Annotated in this window: 12 protein-coding genes, 2 rRNA genes, 1 other RNA gene and 1 pseudogene; all 16 read left to right on the forward strand. The window is 45.9% G+C overall.

The annotated features are described in order from the left end of the window. Positions 1 to 1,843 (forward strand): 23S ribosomal RNA (locus G469_RS0102730); the annotation flags it as partial. Positions 1,844 to 1,961: 118 nt separating this feature from the next. Next, positions 1,962 to 2,077 (forward strand): 5S ribosomal RNA (gene rrf, locus G469_RS0102740). A gap of 391 nt (positions 2,078 to 2,468) precedes the next feature. Then, complete coding sequence (locus tag G469_RS0102745; protein ID WP_028263739.1) at positions 2,469 to 5,711, forward strand: AfsR/SARP family transcriptional regulator; 3,243 nt, start codon at positions 2,469 to 2,471, stop codon at positions 5,709 to 5,711. A 137-nt stretch (positions 5,712 to 5,848) separates the two neighbouring features. Next, positions 5,849 to 8,408 (forward strand): annotated as a pseudogene (gene secA / locus G469_RS0102750) (preprotein translocase subunit SecA); the annotation flags it as partial. 11 nt (positions 8,409 to 8,419) lie between these two features. Then, positions 8,420 to 8,611 carry an SEC-C metal-binding domain-containing protein gene (locus G469_RS09205; RefSeq protein WP_407637653.1) on the forward strand — a complete coding sequence of 64 codons (192 nt, stop codon included), beginning with the start codon at positions 8,420 to 8,422 and terminating at the stop codon, positions 8,609 to 8,611. Between the two features lie 13 nt (positions 8,612 to 8,624). Continuing rightward, positions 8,625 to 9,758, forward strand: a complete 1,134-nt coding sequence (prfB, locus tag G469_RS0102755; RefSeq protein WP_028263741.1) for a peptide chain release factor 2 — start codon at positions 8,625 to 8,627, stop codon at positions 9,756 to 9,758. 44 nt (positions 9,759 to 9,802) lie between these two features. Beyond that, positions 9,803 to 10,681: a YitT family protein gene (locus tag G469_RS0102760; protein ID WP_028263742.1), complete on the forward strand. Its 879-nt coding sequence runs from the start codon at positions 9,803 to 9,805 to the stop codon at positions 10,679 to 10,681. Between the two features lie 130 nt (positions 10,682 to 10,811). Beyond that, the gene (gene ftsE / locus G469_RS0102765; protein ID WP_028263743.1) at positions 10,812 to 11,891 is read left to right on the forward strand and encodes a cell division ATP-binding protein FtsE; all 1,080 of its coding nucleotides are present in this window, start codon (positions 10,812 to 10,814) and stop codon (positions 11,889 to 11,891) included. After that, positions 11,839 to 12,801 (forward strand): permease-like cell division protein FtsX, encoded by a 963-nt coding sequence (gene ftsX, locus G469_RS0102770; RefSeq protein ID WP_245579113.1) that lies wholly within the window; start codon positions 11,839 to 11,841, stop codon positions 12,799 to 12,801. The genes ftsE and ftsX overlap by 53 nt, the downstream gene beginning before the upstream one ends. A 117-nt stretch (positions 12,802 to 12,918) precedes the next feature. After that, complete coding sequence (locus tag G469_RS0102775; protein ID WP_028263745.1) at positions 12,919 to 15,048, forward strand: ribonuclease R family protein; 2,130 nt, start codon at positions 12,919 to 12,921, stop codon at positions 15,046 to 15,048. Between the two features lie 38 nt (positions 15,049 to 15,086). Continuing rightward, positions 15,087 to 15,953 (forward strand): tetratricopeptide repeat protein, encoded by an 867-nt coding sequence (locus tag G469_RS08135; RefSeq protein ID WP_051353726.1) that lies wholly within the window; start codon positions 15,087 to 15,089, stop codon positions 15,951 to 15,953. Further along, a complete protein-coding gene (smpB, locus tag G469_RS0102785) occupies positions 15,946 to 16,416 on the forward strand; it encodes an SsrA-binding protein SmpB (protein WP_028263746.1) in 471 nt (156 codons plus the stop codon). Before G469_RS08135 ends, smpB begins: the two co-directional genes overlap by 8 nt. Positions 16,417 to 16,573: 157 nt before the next feature. After that, on the forward strand, positions 16,574 to 16,714 hold the full coding sequence (locus G469_RS0102790; protein ID WP_028263747.1) for a rubredoxin-like domain-containing protein: 141 nt from the start codon (positions 16,574 to 16,576) through the stop codon (positions 16,712 to 16,714). Positions 16,715 to 16,833: 119 nt separating this feature from the next. Further along, positions 16,834 to 17,199: a transfer-messenger RNA gene (ssrA, locus tag G469_RS09025) on the forward strand. A 165-nt stretch (positions 17,200 to 17,364) separates the two neighbouring features. Then, positions 17,365 to 19,569: a DUF7604 domain-containing protein gene (locus G469_RS0102795; protein WP_084522281.1), complete on the forward strand. Its 2,205-nt coding sequence runs from the start codon at positions 17,365 to 17,367 to the stop codon at positions 19,567 to 19,569. A gap of 106 nt (positions 19,570 to 19,675) precedes the next feature. Continuing rightward, on the forward strand, positions 19,676 to 21,100 hold the full coding sequence (locus G469_RS0102800; protein ID WP_028263749.1) for a SpaH/EbpB family LPXTG-anchored major pilin: 1,425 nt from the start codon (positions 19,676 to 19,678) through the stop codon (positions 21,098 to 21,100). Positions 21,101 to 21,194: the final 94 nt, after the last annotated feature.

Genomic DNA, 21,194 nt, shown 5'->3' on the forward strand with positions numbered 1-21,194 from the left:
AGACAACCAGGATGTTGGCTTAGAAGCAGCCATTCATTTAAAGAGTGCGTAATAGCTCACTGGTCGAGTGGACATGCGCCGATAATATACGGGGCTAAGCATAGTACCGAAGCGACGGACTAATCTAATTAGTGGTAGGGGAGCTTTCTATTTGGGTTGAAGCTGTGGGATAACCCATGGTGGACTGACTAGAAGTGAGAATGCTGGCATGAGTAACGAGAGAGGTGTGAAAAACACCTCCGCCGTAAATCCAAGGTTTCCTGGGCAAGGCTAATCCTCCCAGGGTCAGTCGGGAGCTAAGGCGAGGCCGGAAGGCGTAGTCGATGCACAGCAGGTAGACATTCCTGCACCACCGAAAGTACGTTATTACCGATGGGGTGACGGAGAAGGGTAGCTTGGCGGGGTTCTGGACGTCCCCGTGAAACCGCGTAGGCTTGAGTGTAGTTAAATGCGCACTCAATTGTGGCTGAGGCGGCCGACGAAGCAATTGTGTGAAGTGAGTAAGCCCATACTTCCAAGAAAAACCTCTAGGGAGCACTGAGGTGCCCGTACCGCAAACCGACACAGGTGGATGGGTAGAACATACCAAGGCGATCGAGAGAACTATGGTTAAGGAACTCGGCAAAATTGCCCCGTAACTTCGGGAGAAGGGGTGCCGAATTTGGTGATGGAATTTACTTCCTGAGCTGAGTTCGGTCTCAGTAAAGAGGTCCAAACGACTGTTTATCAAAAACACAGGACTCTGCTGAAGTCGTAAGACGACGTATAGGGTCTGACGCCTGCCCGGTGCCGGAAGGTCACGAGGAGTTGTCAGGAATTTTTTCCGAAGCAGCAAATCTAAGCCCCGGTAAACGGCGGCCGTAACTATAACGGTCCTAAGGTAGCGAAATTCCTTGTCGGGTAAGTTCCGACCTGCACGAAAGGCGTAACGATTTGGACGCTGTCTCAACCATAGACTCGGTGAAATTGCACTAGTCGTGAAGATGCGACTTACCCGCGGAAGGACGGAAAGACCCCGTGAACCTTTACTGCAGCTAGACATTGGCTGCCGGTTCGTCGTGTAGAGGATAGGTGGGAGACTATGAAGTGGAAACGCCAGTTTTCATGGAGTCACCCTTGGAATACCACCCTCGACGTTCTGGCATCCTAACTTGCGACCATAATCTGGCGTGAGGACCGTGTCTGGTGGGTAGTTTGACTGGGGCGGTCGCCTCCTAAAATGTAACGGAGGCGCACGTAAGGTCTGCTCAGGATGGTCGGCAACCATCCTTTTGAGTGCAAGAGCATAAGCAGGCTTGACTGTGAGACCTACAAGTCGAGCAGATGGGAAACCAGGTTCTAGTGATCCGGCGGCTCAGCGTGGAATGGCCGTCGCTCAACGGATAAAAGGTACTCCGGGGATAACAGGCTGATCTTCCCCAAGAGTCCACATCGACGGGAAGGTTTGGCACCTCGATGTCGGCTCATCGCATCCTGGGGCTGGAGCAGGTCCCAAGGGTATGGCTGTTCGCCATTTAAAGCGGTACGCGAGCTGGGTTCAGAACGTCGTGAGACAGTTCGGTCCCTATCCTCCGTGGGCGTAGGAAAATTGAGGGAGGCTGCCCCTAGTACGAGAGGACCGGGGTGGACGGACCTCCGGTGTATGGGTTGTCAACCAATGGCATTGCCCAGTAGCCGCGTCCGGTGTGGATAACCGCTGAAAGCATCTAAGCGGGAAGCCCGTCCCAAGATGAGTTTTCCTGATTACTAAGACCCCTTGTAGACCACGAGGTGATAGGCTGCAGATGTAAGTGCGGCAACGCATTCAGTCGAGCAGTACTAATAGGTCGAGCTCTTCTTTTTACTTACGTTGTACTAATTGGTATGCGAACTTCTTATATGACACATGATTATCGCGCTGTGCGGTTGTAAGGGTATGCGCACCAGCAAACCTCTTATTGATAACAGAATGCTCTTTGTTGGTCAGCGATTATGGCTAAGGAGGTACACCTGGTCCCATTCCGAACCCAGAAGTTAAGCCCTTAAGCGCCGATGGTACTGCGGAGTAAGTCCGTGGGAGATAAGGACGTCGCTGACCAACAAAGGGTATTTTGCTTTATAAGGACAGTTGCAGCTTTGCAACTGTCCTTTTTTGTTAGAGGGAGGAAGAATTGTTGTTTAAAACTACTCTATCCCTTGTAAGCGGTTGATTTTTGGCTTTAAGTGGTCGTTTATTTTGTTTGAACTTCCGTTCACGGAATTATTTCAATATTAAAAAAATCGCATCTTTATTCATTTTTGGACCACTTGCTGTGGTTGTTTCTATTTTAGACCACAATATATAGTTTTTGACTTTGATTTTATACAAAAATTTAGAAAATGTTGGGTTTTATTCAGAAAAATAAGGCTTATCAAGTCGTAATTTTTTGTTATTTTAATAATGCATTGTCTTCAGGTTGTTTTATATAACTAGTTTGGAGGGATATCTCATGCGTAGGAGGCCCCTGGCTACCCGTGCAGAGCATAGAGGTGCGTATGTAAGTGAAAAGATCAATATTTCTGAGTGCCTTAATAGTGTTCAAATTTTAGAAGGCATTCATATTGGTCAAAGCAAGTTTACAAGTCCAGTTGTGGTGTTCCTTGCGGAGCCAAGTTGTGACTGTGATACATATGCACATCAACTATTATGCGTATGGAATGCCAAAGGTCATCCTACGTATGAGATTAATTGCTTAGAGCTGTCTAAAGATGATTTACTTTCTCAAATAAGACATTATTGCAACGAAGTTGAGTCTGGCAATGAAATTCAACCTTTGATTGTTATTAAAGATCTAATGCCCTGTGACGAGACTCTTGCTAAACGTCTTGGTAAGCTTATTTCTCGTTTAAGTGAGTATCACTACAATTTTGTGATTACAGTCGCTCCAGAGGCCTCTCAGGCTATTTCGCATATCAATAATCCTGCTATTATCCATGGTAGTGATTTAGTAATTAATCGTTCTTGTTTGGGATCATTTTTATCTTTTGCGAGTCACTCACAGCTTGAATCCTTGTTTGCCTGTACTTGTGGAGTGCCGCAATTAATGCGTCCATCTTTGGAATATTTGAGCCACCATGTTCATCAGAACTTACCTGCTGAATCCATATATTGCCTACGCGATGCAACCAAAAAATTTGTACGCGATGGTTTTAGAGAGTCTCTGATTACCGATGATAAGAACATGCGGCTCGCTATGTTTCTTTTGGGATCAGGTACAGTAGAAGACTTAGATAAGGTTATTGGTAGGCCTTGCGGAGATTTGTTTGCAACGCTTTGTGATGCGTCACCATTTTATAATGCTTCGATTGTGAATAAGACTTTTTGCTGTGCGTACTTATCCAGTCACAAGGCTCTTGATGGTATAAGGCATGAATTGAGTTTGCAAGCAGAGCTTGAACCGCAAATTACCAGGCGTTGTATTGAAATTTTACTGGAGCATGGGAAGTATGTTCGTGCGGCTAAAGTAGCATGCTTGTTTTTTGATGAGAAAACATGGCTAGATGTTGCAATGAGTTGGCCGCTGGAGCTTATAAACTCTGGAGAAGGTCAGATAATTCGTAAAGCAGTTCAAAAAAGTTCAGATAGTCTATATGTATTTGAGAAAAGCTGTGCTCAGGTGGCGCTTTATGCAATTGATGGACAATATGAGATTGCGCAGCAGGCGTTTACCCAAGTTCCTATCCCCTTAGGCTCTCGCCAAACAGAGATGTACTACCAGCTGATTTGGATGTTGGAAGCCTTGAAACCTATTTCGGTTTTCAATAATGGAGTATTAGATAAACAAAGTGAAGAGAGTGAAAGTGCATCAAGTACTCCGATGGCAAGACAGCACTCCTTGGACGGTGTTCGGGAATTTTGTAATCTTCCACCCAAGCTTGCAATGGATGGAACATATGGATTAGCACATGAATTTTATGTTCATTGGCGCGTAAAAAACTACCTTTTATGTGGTGATATAAAGAAGGCATTTGCAGAATTATTGCTTCAGGGTGTGCCTTCAAAAATTAGTTCCTTGACGGATGCGCTGCTGGCAATTGATTTTGCAATGGTTCAACGTTTTGCCTCCGATCATGTGTTGAGTGCCGGGTTTATATTGCAAGAGCGCGTAGAAGAGTTTATGAATCAGACGGAGTATGCATTTTTATCGGATCGTCTTAAGGCGTTTTGCTTAGGACTTGATGCATTGGCAGGAGCGTTAAATCAGCTTTCTGAGCTTGAGCGCCTAGTGAATAAAATGGTTGCTGCAAACTTGTTGGTGGAATCTTCAGTTTTGCTAATCTGTGCTTCTATGCAAAGTATGTATGAAGGCTCTCGACTACAAGCATATGTATTGATAGAGCGCGCAAAAAAACTTCTGTCAGGAGCAGATCCATTTTTGATCTTAAAGCATATTAATCACTTAAAAAAGGCGCTAGACGTTTGCATGAATTCGGGTGATATAGATGATGAGAAAATGTTGGAATCAGTGGGATTGGCAAACCATGTAAATGCACTGAACATGGCAGAGACTGAGCTATTGGCAGAGGAGAATTGTGCAGAGTGGCTTCTCGCAAAAGCCTATTTGGGAGAGAAGTCAAAGCTTGTGATTGCAGCAAATAGACTCAAAAAATATGAGTTGCCCGAGATAATGGTGCCCTTGATGGCCGTACTTGTTAAAACTTGTGGAAAATTGTCTCAAACGCTCGCCGATGCAATGCCCACTGCTTGGAAAAACAAGATTGATCGGTTTGGGATTGACCGTCGAGATATGTTAGAAAAGCATAAAAGCGATATTCTGCTTGCGGACATTAAGCCTCATGAATTGAATATTCGAGTCTTGGGTGAACTATCGGTATATATTGATGATATTCCAATTGCTGAGACATCGTGGAAGCGTCATATGGCAAAAAATCTTATTGCTTTATTGGCGGTAACGCCAGGTCATGCGCTTACACGTTTTCAGTTGACTTCTGCTCTATGGCCAGACTGTAGCTATAACCAAGCACGTGACCGTTTGTATGTCACACTTACGGCTGCTCGGAGAGCTTTGAGCGTAGAAGGAGGAGGCTGCCCGTTTATCCGTACGGGTAACGGTAGGGTTTGGTTAGCACCCGATTGTGTAAAAGTAGACGTTGATGAATTTATCCATGCTTGTCAGAAGGTTTTTTCGGCAGAGTATTCAAACAAGCGGGTATTACAAGAAGTCATAAGGGTTTCGGCGTTGTATACCGGAGCGGTGAGTGCTTTGGACGATGCGTTGGGTATAACGCTGGCGGCTCGACAGGATACATCAAAGCGTTTTATTGATTTGTGTTTGCTGGGGGCTCGAGCGGCGCTGACAGAAGATGAGTTATCTCATGCAGAATGGTTGGCAGACATGGCGTATCGTACAGATGACTTGCGCGAAGATGTGCTGAAAGTGTTGTTAGAGGTATATGTAGCGCAAAGCCGGATGGTGGATGCCAAGGCTCTGTTTACCAAGTATGCGCGTAGACTTTCTGAAGTTACGGGTCTCTCACCATCTCGTGAGCTTAAGAGATTATTGCAGTCCATGTACAAGGACTTAGGTGTTGAAGGTAGTGCAGACGAGCCTGACAAGGGAAGTCATGACACTAGGTCAAATGGAATACTTGGAGCATGTAAGAATGATCAGCAGGATAAGAAGGGTAAGAAGGATAAGAAGGGTAAAACGCCTAGGAAAGCTGCTTCGTAAGCTTATATGACGGTCTGCGTATTTATAGTGATGGGTTCTATCTTGCACAAGGCTTTGCTTGAGGATTGATAAAGTTACAGATTGAAGAACTATGTGTAAAGAATTATCCAAAGGTTGTACTCAGGCAAGGAAGTAACATGCCAGGTTTCTTTTCTAAACTACTCTCAATTGGCTCCGATAAGGAATTGAAGGAATTTGAGAAGGTCGCAGCACGTGTTGAGGATTTGAGCAATCAGTTTGCGGTTTTAAGTGAAGCTGAACTTAAAGGGAAGACAGCTGAGTTTCGTGAGCGTTATACCAATGGTGAGTCACTTGATGACATGATGCCTGAGGCATTTGCTGCGGTACGTGAAGCGTCCGGACGAGTTTTGGGTATGCGTCACTTTCCTGTTCAGCTTATTGGCGGCGCAGCCTTACATCGTGGTATGATTGCCGAGATGAAGACAGGTGAAGGCAAGACACTTGTCTCGACACTTGCAGGTTATCTCAATGCAATTTCTGGTGATGGCGTACATATTGTTACCGTAAATGATTACTTGGCTAAGCGAGATAGCGAGTGGATGGGTCAGCTATATCGTTATATGGGTATGAATGTTGGTTTGTTGCAAAATGGTATGCCCCTAACGTTAAAAAAGCCAGCCTATCAAGCGGATGTTACCTATGGCACCAACTCAGAGTTTGGCTTCGATTACCTGCGTGACAATATGGTTACACGTGCTAGCATGCGTGTTCAACGCGGTCACAATTTCACGATTGTGGATGAGGTTGACTCCATCTTGATTGATGAGGCTCGTACGCCACTCATTATTTCTGGTGCTGGCTCTAAGTCTGCAAGTACTTATAAGGATTTTGCTCGTGCTGTTCGTGGTCTTATTCCTGAAGAAGATTTTGAGATGGATGAGGCAAAGCATACTATCGCAACTACGGAGCAAGGTCTTAAAAAGGTTGAGCGTGCTCTAGGTATTGATGATTTATACGCAGATATTTCTGGCCAGTTGGTTAACCATTTGCAGCAGGCACTCAAGGCTCAGTATATGTTCCACCGTGACCAACAGTATGTTGTTACGGATGGGGAAGTCAAGATTGTTGATGAGTTTACTGGTCGTATCATGGAGGGTCGTCGCTACTCTGAGGGTCTGCATCAGGCAATTGAGGCCAAGGAAGGCGTGTACGTTCGCGAGGAAAATCAAACGCTCGCAACTATTACATTGCAAAACTACTTCCGCCTCTATAAGAAGCTTTCTGGCATGACTGGTACTGCAATGACTGAGGATGCCGAATTCCGTGAGATTTATAGCCTGCCTGTTCAGTCAATTCCACCTAACAGGCCTGTTGCACGTATTGATAATGTTGACCTAGTGTATCGCACTATTGACGATAAGTTTAATGCGGTTGCACAGGATGTTATTGAACGTCACAAGGCAGGACAACCAGTTTTGGTTGGTACGGTTTCTATCGAGAATTCCGAGCGTTTGTCACGTTTGCTTAATAAGCGCGGTATTGCCCACAATGTGCTTAATGCTAAATTCCATGAGCGTGAGGCAACTATCGTTGCACAGGCTGGTCGTGAGGGTGCAGTAACCATTGCAACCAACATGGCTGGTCGTGGTACGGATATCTTATTGGGTGGTAACCCTCAATTTTTGGCTGACGATTTACTTCTTGAACAGGGCTTTGATCTGGAAGAGGTAACTGAGCAACAAAAGACAGCTGCACTAGAAAAAGCACGTGAAATTTGTGCAATAGAACGCGAGCACGTAAAGGCTGCTGGTGGATTGTGTGTCATTGGTACTGAGCGACACGAGTCTCGCCGCATTGACAACCAGTTGCGTGGTCGTTCTGGTCGTCAGGGTGATCCTGGTGAAACGCAGTTTTATCTTTCACTTCAGGATGATCTGATGCGTCTATTTGGCGGCGATCGTATGGATAAGATTGCGGAGTGGATGGAGCGTGCGGAGATGCCTTCCGATGAACCCATTCAGTCTAAATCTGTCTCCAGAGCCGTGGAGGGTGCTCAGCGTAAAGTTGAGGAAATTAACTTCTCCATGCGTAAGAATGTTCTGGATTACGACGATGTTATGAACAAGCAGCGCCAAGTTATCTACGAAGAGCGCAATAAGATTCTGGACGGTAAGGATCTAACAGATCACGTTGAGGAAGTTACTTACGATACTGTTGAGCGAGAAGTCCAAAACTATTGTTCTGCGGCGGTCTCTGCAGAGGATTGGGATATCGAAGGTCTTCTCAAGTGGCTCGAAGAGCTTACTGGTATAGAACAGAGTGATTTGCCTGAGATTACTATCTCTATGGATAGCCAAGAGATTGTCGACGCTGTTGCTGAATTCGTTTTTGGTGCATATACCAACAAGGCTGCCCGTATTGGTGATGACATTATGAGTGCTTTGGCCACTCAGGTTATGCTGCGAGTTATCGATACGCGTTGGATGGCATACCTACAGGAGATGGATTATCTCAAGACGGGTATAGGCTTGCGTGGTTTTGGTCAGCGTGATCCATTAATGGAATATCGCAGTGAAGCATACCAGGCATTCTCCGAACTAGTTAGCACTATGTATGAGGACTTTATCCGTACGGTTTTGCGCATGGAGTTGGCTGTTGCACCTGCTGCACCAGTGGATGATGGTCTATCTCAGGCAACCTATTCTGGCCCAACAGAGGTAGATGGTGATCAAGGTGCAAGATCTGCAATGGGTCAAGCTCGTGTGCGCAACCCTCAAGCCGTGGTAAATGCAGCAGGTAAGCAGGTCGTTGCCGGTCAGGATAAGGCTCAGACGTATATTAAAGCGCAAAATGATCCTTATGCAGGTGTTGGTCGCAATGATCCTTGCCCCTGCGGAAGTGGCAAAAAATTCAAGAATTGCCACGGCAGGAACCGTTAAATAGGAACTATTAATGATTGAAGTAACACTAGGCTTGCTGCATGAGTTAGAAGAACGTCTAACTCATGCACAGGCATTTTTGCACATAGATACTTTACAGCAAACAGTTGCCGAGCTTGAACGTGTGAGCTCGGCTACTGACTTTTGGAATGACGCAGACGCTGCCCGCATAACTATGGAAAAACTTGCACGAGCTAAGCAAACCATCTCTCAAGTTGCGGATATTAAAGCTGGTCTTGAAGATGCACAAGTCGCTTTGCAACTTTTGGACGAGACGGGCGATGAAGCATTTACGATAGAAGCTTCTGTTTGTGTTGAGAAAATCGAGCAACAACTATCCGAACTTGAATTGACTAGTTGGTTTACGGAAGAATTTGATTACGGAGATGCGATTGTTACGGTGACACCTGGCCAAGGTGGGCTTGAGGCTCAGGACTGGACGGATATGCTGTTTCATATGTATCTTAAGTACTGCGCTTCTCGTGGATGGAAAGTTACTATTAATGATGCACCAACTGCTGAGGTAATTGGTATTGATCGGGCAACCTTTACTGTCGCCGGAGAAAATGCTTATGGCATGCTTAGGGCAGAGCAGGGCGTTCATCGTCTGGTGCGTATTTCTCCAACGGACGATAAAAAACGACGTCAGACTACCTTTGCTGGTGTGGAAGTCATTCCTGTTTTGCCTGCAGACGTAGATGTGCAGATTGATCCAAATGACCTTCGTATTGATGTATATCATGCATCCGGTCACGGTGGTCAAGGCGTAAACACCACAGATTCTGCCGTGCGCATTACCCATATTCCAACTGGTATTGTGGTCACATGCCAAAATGAACGCAGCCAATTGCAAAATAAGGCATTTGCCATGCAGATCTTGCGCAGTCGTCTTTATGAACTAAAAAAGGCGCAGCGAGATGCGGAACTTGATGAGATTCGCGGACCCAAGCATGACATTTCGTTTGGCAATCAAATCCGGAGCTACGTGCTGTATCCCTATCAGATGGTTAAGGATTTACGCACAGGTGTGGAGACAGGCAAAGTAAACGCCGTTTTAGAGAATGGTGAACTTAATGAATTTATTATTGGATATCATCGCTGGGTAGCTGCTGGTAAACCTGACTCTGGCATTTCTGATAGTGAATAAAGTAAAATCATTCTCCTAATTCATACAAAAGCAGAGGAGGCACAATGAAGCGTCATGTAATAAGTCGCGGAGATGTTCGCGATGCATTTTTAATTATTGTGGGCTCTCTGTTTTTTGCGGTAGGAATTGATTGCTTTCAGGTCCCCAATGGTTTGGCAGCCGGTGGCGTAACTGGTCTAGCAACCATCATTCATGCGCTGGGTGCACAGGCAGGACTGGAAATACCCGTTGGCGCTCAGACGCTTCTTGCTAATGTTTTTCTGCTCATTCCCGTAGTAAAAACAGGAGGCAAGCGCTATTTGATTCGAACTATCGCAGGTATTGTGTGTTCTAGTATCGCATTGGATGCCATGGCGCCTATTCTTCCTGTTTTAAGCAGCGATGATTTGCTATTAGCAGCTATTTGGGGTGGCGTAATTGCAGGTTTTGGTCTTGGATTGGTATTTCGCTCTGGTGGAAATACAGGCGGTACAGATATTGTGGCGCAAATTATTGCAAGTCACAGTTCTCTTTCGGTAGGTACAGCATCAATCATTATTGATGCAGTGGTTATCATAGCGTCTATTCCGGTTTTCTCGCTCAGCAATGCTTTGTACGCAGTGATTTGCATGTTTATTGCTGGTCGCGTGCTTGATTATGTGGTGGATGGTCCTTCAACTACGCGTGCTGCCTATATTATTTCCGAGAAGCACGAGCGCATTGCCAATGCGATTATGTACGAAATGAAGCGTGGCTGTACAGAGATTCAGGCTCGTGGTGTATGGTCCGGAAATAGCAAGCCAATGTTGTTTGTGGTGCTTAGCCGTGGGGAAATTAACTACCTCAAATCTATTGTCGAGGGGGTAGACCCTGAGGCAGTGGTAGTTATTTCTGAAGTTCACGAAGCATTTGGCGAAGGATTTTCTGAGCTGGGTGTCAAATAGAGCCATTCAAACAATGTTATGTGGCTACACGTAGGTTTTCTCTGCAGACAAAGTGGTGGATGTATAAGCCGTCGATGGCTTTGGTAAAATAACTTTTGTATCTGTACCTTAAACGCAGTAAGGAGCTCTTGTGGCAAACCATTTCGTCAGCGATGAGCGACGAGATGACGTAGCCGGAGCAGCTGTTCCAACCCCGTCCGTGGTTTCTGACACCGCGGCTGTGGACGCAGAACAAGTAAATGGCTCTGTACCACAGGCTACTCATCAGGTTCCTGCACCCCCAGCAATTGAGGATGCATCGAACATCGTTATTCCAAATACAAATACAAGTGCAAATGCAAGCGAAAGCGCCTCGGATGTGTCAGACATGTCATCAGCAGATGTTGATCAGTCTGAAGCAATCAAGGAGGCTCAGCGCATTGCAACTACCGAAGGTTTTACCACAGCTTTTGCCCCCATTACATCAAGCAATGAGCCTACGGAGCCATCGGTACCACGCTCTTCCAAACCTGTTATTTCCTTGCGTAATGTCTCCAAGGTATATCCCGCTCAGCCTCAAAAGCCAGCTTTGCAGGATGTAAGCTTGGATGTATACGCAGGTGAGTTTGTGTTCTTGGTAGGTCACTCTGGTTCGGGTAAGTCCACGTTTTTGCGCCTACTTACGCGTGAACTTAAGGCAACTTCTGGTCAGGTAATTGTTGCTGGTCAGGATCTTACCAACATGCGCAACTGGAAGGTTCCGTATCTCCGCCGTCAAATTGGTTGTGTATTCCAGGACTTTAAGCTACTTCCGGGCAAGACTACGTATGAAAACGTAGCTTTTGCTTTGGAGTGCATTGGCAAGCCGCGCTCTGTCATTCGTGCGCAGGTACCTGAGGTGCTGCGCTTGGTCGGTCTTGGCGATAAGATGGACAGCTACCCCGATCAGCTTTCTGGTGGAGAGCAGCAACGTGTTTCTGTTGCTCGCGCTATGGTTAATCGTCCACCTCTGTTGGTATGTGATGAGCCTACTGGCAATCTTGATCCTGCAATTTCTTTGGGCATTATGAAGTTACTTGAGCGTATTAACCGCACGGGTACTACTGTTTTGATGGCAACACACGACCGTGAGATGGTTGACTCTATGCGCAAGCGTGTTATTGCCCTTGAAGGTGGACATGTTGTCCGTGACCAAGAGAGGGGAGGCTACGGTTATTATGGGTCTATCTAATATTGGGTATTCGCTGCGTGAGGCCGGCAGCCATTTTCGCCGTAATTGGTCTACTGTATTTGGCGCTATCGTAACAATTTTCCTGTCCTTGTTTGTCATTGGCCTGTTTGCACTGGGTTCTTCCATGTTGTCAAATATGGTGGGTAACGTAGAGGACAAGGTAACCATCCAGGCATTTTTGTCGGACAATGCAGATCAAACAGCTGTCGATTCTCTCAAGACCAAGATTTCTGGTTGGGATAATGTTGCGTCTGTTGACTACAAAAGTAAGGAACAGGCTCTCCAGGAGTATAAGGAGACCATGTCCAACAAAAATGCTGAGGCTGCTGTAGCTGCACTTGATGGCACCAATCCTGTTCCTGCATCGCTGGTAATCAGGTTGGACAATCCTAAGCAGGTTAAGTCAACTGCCGATAAACTCATTGCAGATTCTGACTTTGCTGAGCTGGCTGACGATAAAAACTCTGAAGCTGCTGTTGTTTATGGACAAGGTACGGTAGAAAAGCTCTTCTCGGTAACCAACTATATCCGCATTATCACTTTGGTGCTGGTTGGACTACTGGTATTCGTGGCCTTTGTCTTTATTAACAATACGATTCGTCTTGCTATTACTGCTCGTCGTCGTGAGATTGCTATCGAGCGTTTGGTTGGTGCTTCCAACGGCTTTATTCGAGGGCCATTCTTGATGGAAGGCGTGCTTGAGGCGTTGTTGGGTGCCGCTTTGGCAATTGGTGGATTGCAAACAGTGCTTTCCTATGCAGTGCCGCGACTTGAGTCTAATCTGTCGTTCCTTAACTTTACGGTATCGCATACGGTATTGCTGCAGATATATGGTGGTTTGCTTGGTATTGGCATTATTATTGGTTTGTTTGGTTCACTTATTGCTATGAGGCGTTACCTCAAGGTTTAGTATTGAGCATGGTTGGGTGGCTTTAGCTTTACGGTCACAAAATCTGCCAACATAAGTACGTTTTAAAGCGCTGCACCCCTGTTGGTGTGGCGCTTTTTAAAAAGAGAAAGGGCTCTTGTGGGTCGAGGTAAAAAGAAACGCTATGGCCGTAGGCAGGCAAGCTATACCAAGCGTAAACTACGCCCAACATTACAGGGAACATTGCGGGTTTTGCGACCGGGTGTTGCACATATTGTGAGTGACGAGGGAACGTTTGTGGTTGCGCGCCGCGGTTTGCGCGAGGCTATGGACGGAGATTTGGTGGCCTTTTCTCTTATTCATAAGGGTCCGAGTGATGTTCAGGCATATGTCCAATCTGTTATCCAACGCGGTACCGTTACTTTTTTGGGCAGCTATGCGGATTTGGCACCTTTGGGTGTTGTGGTTCCTATGGACGAGCGTATTCAGCGTGATTTTCTCATCCTGCCCAGCGACCATTCCGCTCGCAAACACAAGGTTTCCGAAGGTGATATTGTATCTGCGCGCATTATTAGGTACCCCACGCGCAACGAGCCCGGTATTGTGACTATTGCTAAACGTCTTGGTTCGGCCACAGAGCTTGATTTGGACATGGAATCTGTGGTTGCTTCCTATGGCTTGGCTGTGGCGTTTCCCGAGGCAGCGCTCAAAGAAGCACGTGCCATTGCGGTGGATGTGGAACAGGCTTTGGCTACCGAGAAAATCCGTCAGGATTTACGGAATCTTGTGTGTGTAACCATTGATCCTGCTGATGCACGTGACTACGATGATGCTGTTTCTGTTCGCGAGCTTGATGGCGGCCAGATTGAGCTGGGTGTACATATTGCAGATGTAAGCCATTATGTACCTTGGAATTCTTCTCTGGATGTGGAAGCTCGTCAACGCACGTGCTCGGTGTATCTAGCAGATCGCGTGATTCCCATGCTTCCGCACGAGCTTTCCAATGATGCTTGTTCACTCATGCCTCAGCAAGATCGACTTGCCATGAGCGTGCTTATTCGTTTGGATAAAACAGCTCATGTGTTGTCTTGGAAGGCATTTCCATCTGTTATTCGTTCTCGCGCGCGCCTTACCTATGAACAAGTAGATAGTGTGCTGGCAGGTAAACTGCATTGTTCGCAACTTCCATGCGAGCCAAAACTAGCGTCTATTATTGAGAAAACTCTGCATACACTTAATTGTCTTTCTCATCAAAGACAACAAGTTCGTGCCAAGCGCGGTTCAATTGATTTTGAATCCGTGGAATCCCGCGTGGTATTGGACGAGAATAACCGTCCCATTGGTGTGAGTGTACGTCAAAAAACGGATGCAACATCGCTGGTAGAAGAGGCAATGTTACTGGCAAATGAGTGTGTTGCGCATACCCTCAATGACGCTAAGCTGCAGTGTGCGTACCGCGTACACGAGGCTCCACAGGCAGATGCTTTGTTAGGTGCTGTAGCCTTGTTACGTGAGTTAGACATTGCTAAAGGTGCGTTAGGAGACCGTATTTGCGCTGGTGACCCCTATGCAATTCAGCAGGTACTTTCCAGTGTAGCGGGTACGCCAGAGGAGTACCTGGTGAGCTCACTGCTGCTTCGTGCGCAATCCAAGGCGGTATATGCCCCTTATAATCAAGGTCATTATGCACTGGGTGCTACGGCGTATTGTCATTTCACGTCTCCTATTCGTCGTTATTCAGACGTATTGGTGCATCGCGCGCTTAAGGCGTTGCTTAAAGGAAAAACCTTTGAAGCAGTGGAGTTGGTTTGCGCAACACAGCCCCAAACTACAGCAGCCCTTGCGTCAGATGCTAAGTTTGCACGTGCTGCACGAGTGTCTTCTGCGGTTCATACCTCACAAAAGAAGACGGACTTGCTGCCTCAGCTTTGTCGTACCTGCTCCGAAAAAGAGCGTACAGCAGATGCAGCAGCACGGGCTTCTCAACGAGTAAAGATGGCACAATACTATGATCAGCGCATTGGCGAGAAAACCATGGCTACTGTTACAGGGTGCGAGCGTTTTGGGGCATTTGTTACGCTTGATACCACCTATGCAGATGGTCTGATTCCCATGAAGCTTTTAGGTGATGAATGGTTTGTCTTTGATGAGGCACACATGTCGCTTACAGGAGAGTCAACCGGAGTAGTATTGCGTCCGGGTAGTCGTGTTGCGGTGCAGGTGCGTAGCACCAACATTCCTCGCGGACAAATTGATTTGGCGCTCATATCTAAAGACGAGCTTGGGTAATATAGTGGTTGCGTTAATCTAACACGAAAGGAGCTCTTATGAGCCAAACACGCATGATAGACGAGCTCCTTCGAGCGGAAGGTCTTCTCGTCGAGGGAAATTATGAGCAGGCAGATGCTCTCTTATCTGAGCTGGCAGAGGATGCAGAAGAGTATGTAGATCGTAACTGCAAAACCACTGATGAGGTGCAATATTTTAGCTTTCCAACACTGTTTGAGCGTCTAGCATATCGTCGTGTAGAGAATGACCCGCGTGAACTTCGCGAGATGAATGAGCCTTTGGATCGTTTGTATTCTGATTTGGCTATTGCTTGTGTACATGAAGGTGATTATGCACGTGCAACCGAGGCGCTTAAACAGGCAGTTCGCTGGAATCCTATGGATTGTAGCCATCGTTTGAACCTGGCCGATCTATATCGTACTAACGGTGATATAAATGAGTACCTTGGCCTGACGTACTCATGCTTCGAGCGTGCAAGTGAGGCTGCTCATCTGGTACGTGCTTATTTGAACTTTGCTGGTTTTTTTGAAAGTACCGATCGCCCTAAGCTGCAGGCAGCTTGTTTAAGATGTGCGCGCAGGTTGGATATGTCTTCTTCTGCGCTTGATGGTGCTCTTGCTATGGTTGCGGGTACGGATGCGGATCCAGACACCATTACGGATGAACAGGCTCGTGACCTGCTGGAACAGGAAGGTCTACCCGAGGGCGCCAATGCAGAGATTGCGGTAAGCATGCTTATGGTTGCATCGGATGCTGCCGCAACAGGTCATAAGAATTTGGCAACTACGTTAACGGTCCGTGCGCGTGATTTAATTGGAGCGTCTGCTGCTGCCGCTCTTATTGAGCTTATCCATCAGTCTGACTCGGATTCCGCATCTTCCGCAAACGGAGAAACTCATGTCTAAGCGCGAGAAGAAAACCATTGCAAAGAATCGCTCGGCCCGCTATGAGTACTTTATTGAGGAAACCTTCGAGGCGGGTTTGGTCTTGCGAGGCACCGAGGTTCGTAGCTTGCGTGAGCGTGCCTGCCAGATTACAGACTCATTTTGTCTTATCCGCGATGGTCAGTGCTGGCTGCATGGGGTGCACATACATCCTTACAGTCATGGTAACGTGTGGAATGTAGATCCCGATCGCAAACGTCGGTTACTCTTACACCGTCGCCAGATTGATTACCTGGATAGCAAGCTTCGTACTAAAGGCACTGCGCTTATTCCACTGGAGTTGTACTTTGACGAGAATAACCGCGTAAAATTGCTTATCGGTTTGGGCGTAGGTAAAAAACTGTACGATAAGCGTGCGGATATGGCTAAACGTGACACAGATCGAGAAATTGCCCGTGCCCTTAAGGAACGTAATCGCTACTAGTAAGCTGCTAGCTGCGGAAGTAAACGTTACCTAACAAACAACATATATACACAAATAAGGTCGAATCTCAATTTGACAACTAACTTTTTGTTGGCGCATGGATATACTAAAGCTATAAGTTCTCAGAGGAGAGGACTACTCAAAGAAGGAGAAAATTATGGCAGATGAGCAGACTTACACGTTTCGTTGCACTGTTTGTGGCTATGAAGTAACTGTCAATACCCCCGAGCTTCCTGAAGATTACGTATGTCCTGAGTGTGGCGTTGGTCCAGAGATGTTTGAGCTGGTAGAGGATTAAGCCTATATTTTTTTGCCAACTCTTGTACTTGTGGCAGGAAAGGGTATACTTCGTACACACATCTACGACAGTACGTTAGTGGATAGTACTTTGACAATGGTGGCCATTGGTCCCCGTTTGGGGGCGACTGGTTTCGACAAGGTAGTTCTGAGGTGGGCAGCAAGCCGTGGTCTCCTCGCCACGCTAAACAGGGGTACCGTCAAATTGAATTGACAACAACTCTTATCAGGGCTCTTATGCCCTCGCTGCTTAATTTATACAAGTAGCCGTCAAACTAAGGATTGCTTCCGTTTTTAGCGCGACGTCATTTTAGGAAGATGCTCCTGCAGAGGTAGTTGGTATACTGCAGGCTAAGATTAAACCAGCTGGAACGAACACGCGGGTTACTGGGTGTAGTTCGTTTAAGACGTAACCAGCAACTGAGCTTGGAGACACCTGCCAGGGAAGTGCTTTGGACCGGAGTTCGATCCTCCGCGCCTCCACCATGACATTACAAGCGTCTATCAGCATTTGAGCTGGTAGACGCTTTATTTTTTGAAAAATATTTGACTTAAAGCTAAAAAATCAAGAAACTTTTATCTTAAAAAGAATTTTATGTTAAAATTCATTCTATAATTATATATTCGAGTTAATTTATATGTTGGTTGCACATGGAACATACAAGTAAAAAAGCGTTTGCAGGAGTTTGCTCGCTCGTAGTTTTAGCTGCGGTGTTGTTGTGCATGCTGTTTGTACCAACAAAATTATCTGCAGATGATAGCGCCCCTCCTGTACACAGCAAAACACTTACTCCTAATTCAGATGGAACCTATACTCTTTCTCTTGATGTGACAGGAATTTCATCAGAGTCTTCCATAGCAAACTATAAGCCTGCGGATATTGTGGTTGTGCTTGATCATTCGTGGAGTATGACTGCTTATGATGTAAATGGCAGGACCTATTGGGCCAATGCAAAAGAGGCAATTAACACCTTAGCTAACACGTTGCTTACACAAGAAAATGCAAGTCGTCCAGCTGATAAACAAGTACAAGTCGCGCTTGTTGGCTTTGAGGACAATGCTCGAGTTTTGAATAGCTGGACTGCCTCTAAAAGTGATATTTCAAGTGCAATGGAAAGAGTCTCTCCTAGAGGCTCTACCAACTGGGAAGACGCCATAAACTTTGCAAATGCGCTTGATACTGGGCGTCCTAATGCAGCAAAATACGTCATCTTTATCACTGATGGTGATCCAAATGTGCATATCAACTATTACGTATTTAAAAATGGCTCAGAATCAAGACATGTTTCTTCGGATGAATTTGTCCAGTACTATAACGATCCACAATGGGAGTTTGTTCCCAAAAGTGGACCCTATGGAGATACAACGCAAAATATAGTTGATATTGAAGATTATTCACCTGAAGCTTTCCAGGCTGCTGTTGCCGCAGCAAATAGGCGTAATCCTAGCGATAAGTTCTATTGCATTTCCGCTCAAGGTAAAACGATGCATCTTGAAAGTTTTGCAACAAAGACAAGCTCGATGTATCTGGATGGAAGTGACTATACCAAGCTAAAAGCTTCGTTCCAAGAAATTACCGATATGCTGGTAATTGATAAATATCGTTATGTTGACGTATCTATTAAGGATGTGCTTTCAGATAACGTTGAATTTGCCGAGGGCGATAACCCCACATTCACGGTGACTAAAACTGCTGCGGATGGCACCATTACACAGTGGGCAGATGGCACTGTTACACATACAGACAATGCTGTTACTTGGAGTCTTGGCTCAGATTATGTGCTCGAAGAGGGAGCAAGGTATACCTTAAGCTTTAAAGTTGTACCCAAACAGCTTGTATATGATGCTCTCTACGATCCGGCTCCAGATGTTGGTGCAGGTAGATATGCTGGATTGACTGGTTTTTATACTAACGATACGGCTGAGCTAACCTATCGCAACCGTAAAGAAACAGGAGGCTCATCTACAACAAGTGATGAGCGTATTAAGGACTATGAAGACAAGCCAGTTCTTATGCCCGAACTCTCGGAGTTGACCATAACAAAGAAATGGCAAGGTCATGATGCTACTAAAACCTCTATTCAGGTTCAAGTAACTGACGAAACGGCAAATCGTTCACAAATCGTTACGCTTACTGCTGATGAAGGATGGACAAAAACCATTAAAGTTCCCGCTGGACCATCCGGTCACGTGTATACCGTTTCCGAACGCGAACAAGATTCTGATTGGGTTGCTAGTTATGATGTAAGTGTTCCTGCTCATTCAACATCACAAAAACTAACCTCACGATCAGTGATACTTAAGGGTATTACCCAACAGAGTGCTACTTTTTCGATTACAAATACCCGTGCACCCTATGCTTTTATTATCAATAAGCAGGATAAGACGACTCATACTCCACTTTCCGATGCGGGGTTTGCACTATATGTTGATACCGATGCTGATGGGCAATTTACAGATGCTGACCAGCTTGCACAAGGTTTGTATAAGGACTCTGATTTTATAGAGGCAATTACAGGAGAAGAAAAGACAGGTTCTACAGGTTCGCTTGCTTTTTACGGCATCCAGCCTGGTACATACTGGGTAAAGGAAACAACTGCGCCCGCTGGATATCAACTTCTAACAGAGCCTCTAAAGTTAGTCATTGCAGCGGATGGTTCATTTTTGCTTAATGATGCTCCAGTAACGGTTCAAAATCGTGTTGGGTCAATTACGGTTGAAGACGAACGCATTCAAACGCTTCCCTCAAGTGGCAGCTCAGGTACCGTTCTTCTTACCATTGTGGGCAGCCTTGCTATTACAGGTTCGTGTACCTGGTTGTTTGGCAGAAAAAGAGCTGGAAGCGAGGCGGCATAAGCACGAGGACTTAGCAATTCTTTAAAACTCATCTCACGTTTAGAGATTGTTTGTACGGTATCACTTGGTAAGTTAATCGCTGCAAAAGTCAGCAAAAGGAGGAAAAATGTTACGTTTGATGCAAGGAAAGGTCAAAGGTATGCTTGCTGTCACGGCAGCGATACTCTTGGCTTTTATTATGGTTGTTACGCCTGCACTGGCGGATGACTTTGATGTAAATGCTGGTAAGCTTACCGTTGCTGGTCTTAAGGATGGCGATCAGGTTAAGATTTACCAGGTAGTTGTTACAGAGTATGATGCCGCCAAGAATACTCTTTCAAATAAGTTTGCTGATGCTGGCAACTACGGTGGCATAGATTTTACGGCTTACTCCAAGATGGGTAATGATGCAACTGGCTTAAACGAGACGGCAAACAAGATTGCAACTGCTGTTGCTGGTGGCGCTACTACTGCAAGTACCCAGGAAAAAACTGCTACAGGTGCTTCGGTTGAGTTCACCAACCTCAAGGCTGGTCAATATCTTGTAGTTGTAACTAATGCCAATGACTCTACTCGCGTGTTCCAAAACACCATCGCTTCAGTTGAGCCTACTGTTCAAAACGGTGCCTATGCTTGGCCTGCAGACAATACCATTACTGTTAAAAGTGGCACCCTTGATCCTAACGATCCTTCTAACACTGGTGTTAACAAGAGGGTTAATGGTGCAGATAACATCGACACCATTACTAAGGGCGATACTGTTAATTACACCATTGACGCCACCTTGCCTAAATATGCCGTTGGTGCCACAGATCGTGTTTATACCATCGCCGATACAGTTGCTAGTGGTCTTACCCTCAACGATGATATTGTTGTAAAGATTAACAATACCGTTGTTAATGCGGGTGCAGAGTACACTATTAACAAGGATATTGCTGGTGGTACCTTTACTATTACCGTAAGCAATGCAACACTGCTTGCATCTGGTGGTCAGCCCATTCACATTGAATATACAGGTAAGGCTGCCGATACCGTTACGTATGCTACTGCTGGTACTAATGAGGCAGAGCTCACATTTTCGAGCGACTCCACTACAAATACTACTAAGAAGCAAAAAGATACTACGCACACAACGTTCTACAAGATTACCTTTAAGAAGGTTAATGCTGCTGCAATTACCGAAGGCATTTCTGGCGTAGAGTTTGATGTATTCAAGGCTGATAATACCAAGGTTGGTCATCTGGTAACTGGTACAGATGGTGCTGCTGAGTTTGATGGTTTAGCTGCAGGTGCTTACTATCTTGTTGAGACCAAGGTCCCTGCTGGTTACGACCTTGATCAGACTCCCCATAATTTCACGGTAACTTCTGACGTACAGGCAAATACGTTTGCTGGTACTGTTCAGGCTATTGATAACATTACTAATAACAAGAGCAATTCCCTTGGCTTGCCTATTACCGGCGGTCCTGGCACTATTGCCCTTACTGCCGGTGGTTTGGTAATTATGGTTGGTGCCATTGTTTACCTTGTTCGTGCTCGTCGCAACGACTAAAACTCTATGGTTACTGCAGCTATAAAGGTGCAGCATACATAGTAGATATGTATTGATTGAAGCACGGAGGACCAAAGCGGTTCTCCGTGTTTTG

The sequence above is a fragment of the Atopobium fossor DSM 15642 genome, assembly GCF_000483125.1.
GTDB classification, from domain to species: domain Bacteria; phylum Actinomycetota; class Coriobacteriia; order Coriobacteriales; family Atopobiaceae; genus Atopobium; species Atopobium fossor.

Bases quoted from the DNA above. Each gene is read 5' to 3' on its own strand.
- G469_RS0102745 (WP_028263739.1), top strand. From the start codon at position 2,469: ATGCGTAGGAGGCCCCTGGCTACCCGTGCAGAGCATAGAGGTGCGTAT.
- G469_RS09205 (WP_407637653.1), top strand. From the start codon at position 8,420: ATGGGTCAAGCTCGTGTGCGCAACCCTCAAGCCGTGGTAAATGCAGCA.
- prfB (WP_028263741.1), top strand. From the start codon at position 8,625: ATGATTGAAGTAACACTAGGCTTGCTGCATGAGTTAGAAGAACGTCTA.
- G469_RS0102760 (WP_028263742.1), top strand. From the start codon at position 9,803: ATGAAGCGTCATGTAATAAGTCGCGGAGATGTTCGCGATGCATTTTTA.
- ftsX (WP_245579113.1), top strand. From the start codon at position 11,839: ATGTTGTCCGTGACCAAGAGAGGGGAGGCTACGGTTATTATGGGTCTA.
- G469_RS08135 (WP_051353726.1), top strand. From the start codon at position 15,087: ATGAGCCAAACACGCATGATAGACGAGCTCCTTCGAGCGGAAGGTCTT.
- smpB (WP_028263746.1), top strand. From the start codon at position 15,946: ATGTCTAAGCGCGAGAAGAAAACCATTGCAAAGAATCGCTCGGCCCGC.
- G469_RS0102790 (WP_028263747.1), top strand. From the start codon at position 16,574: ATGGCAGATGAGCAGACTTACACGTTTCGTTGCACTGTTTGTGGCTAT.
- G469_RS0102795 (WP_084522281.1), top strand. From the start codon at position 17,365: ATGGAACATACAAGTAAAAAAGCGTTTGCAGGAGTTTGCTCGCTCGTA.
- G469_RS0102800 (WP_028263749.1), top strand. From the start codon at position 19,676: ATGTTACGTTTGATGCAAGGAAAGGTCAAAGGTATGCTTGCTGTCACG.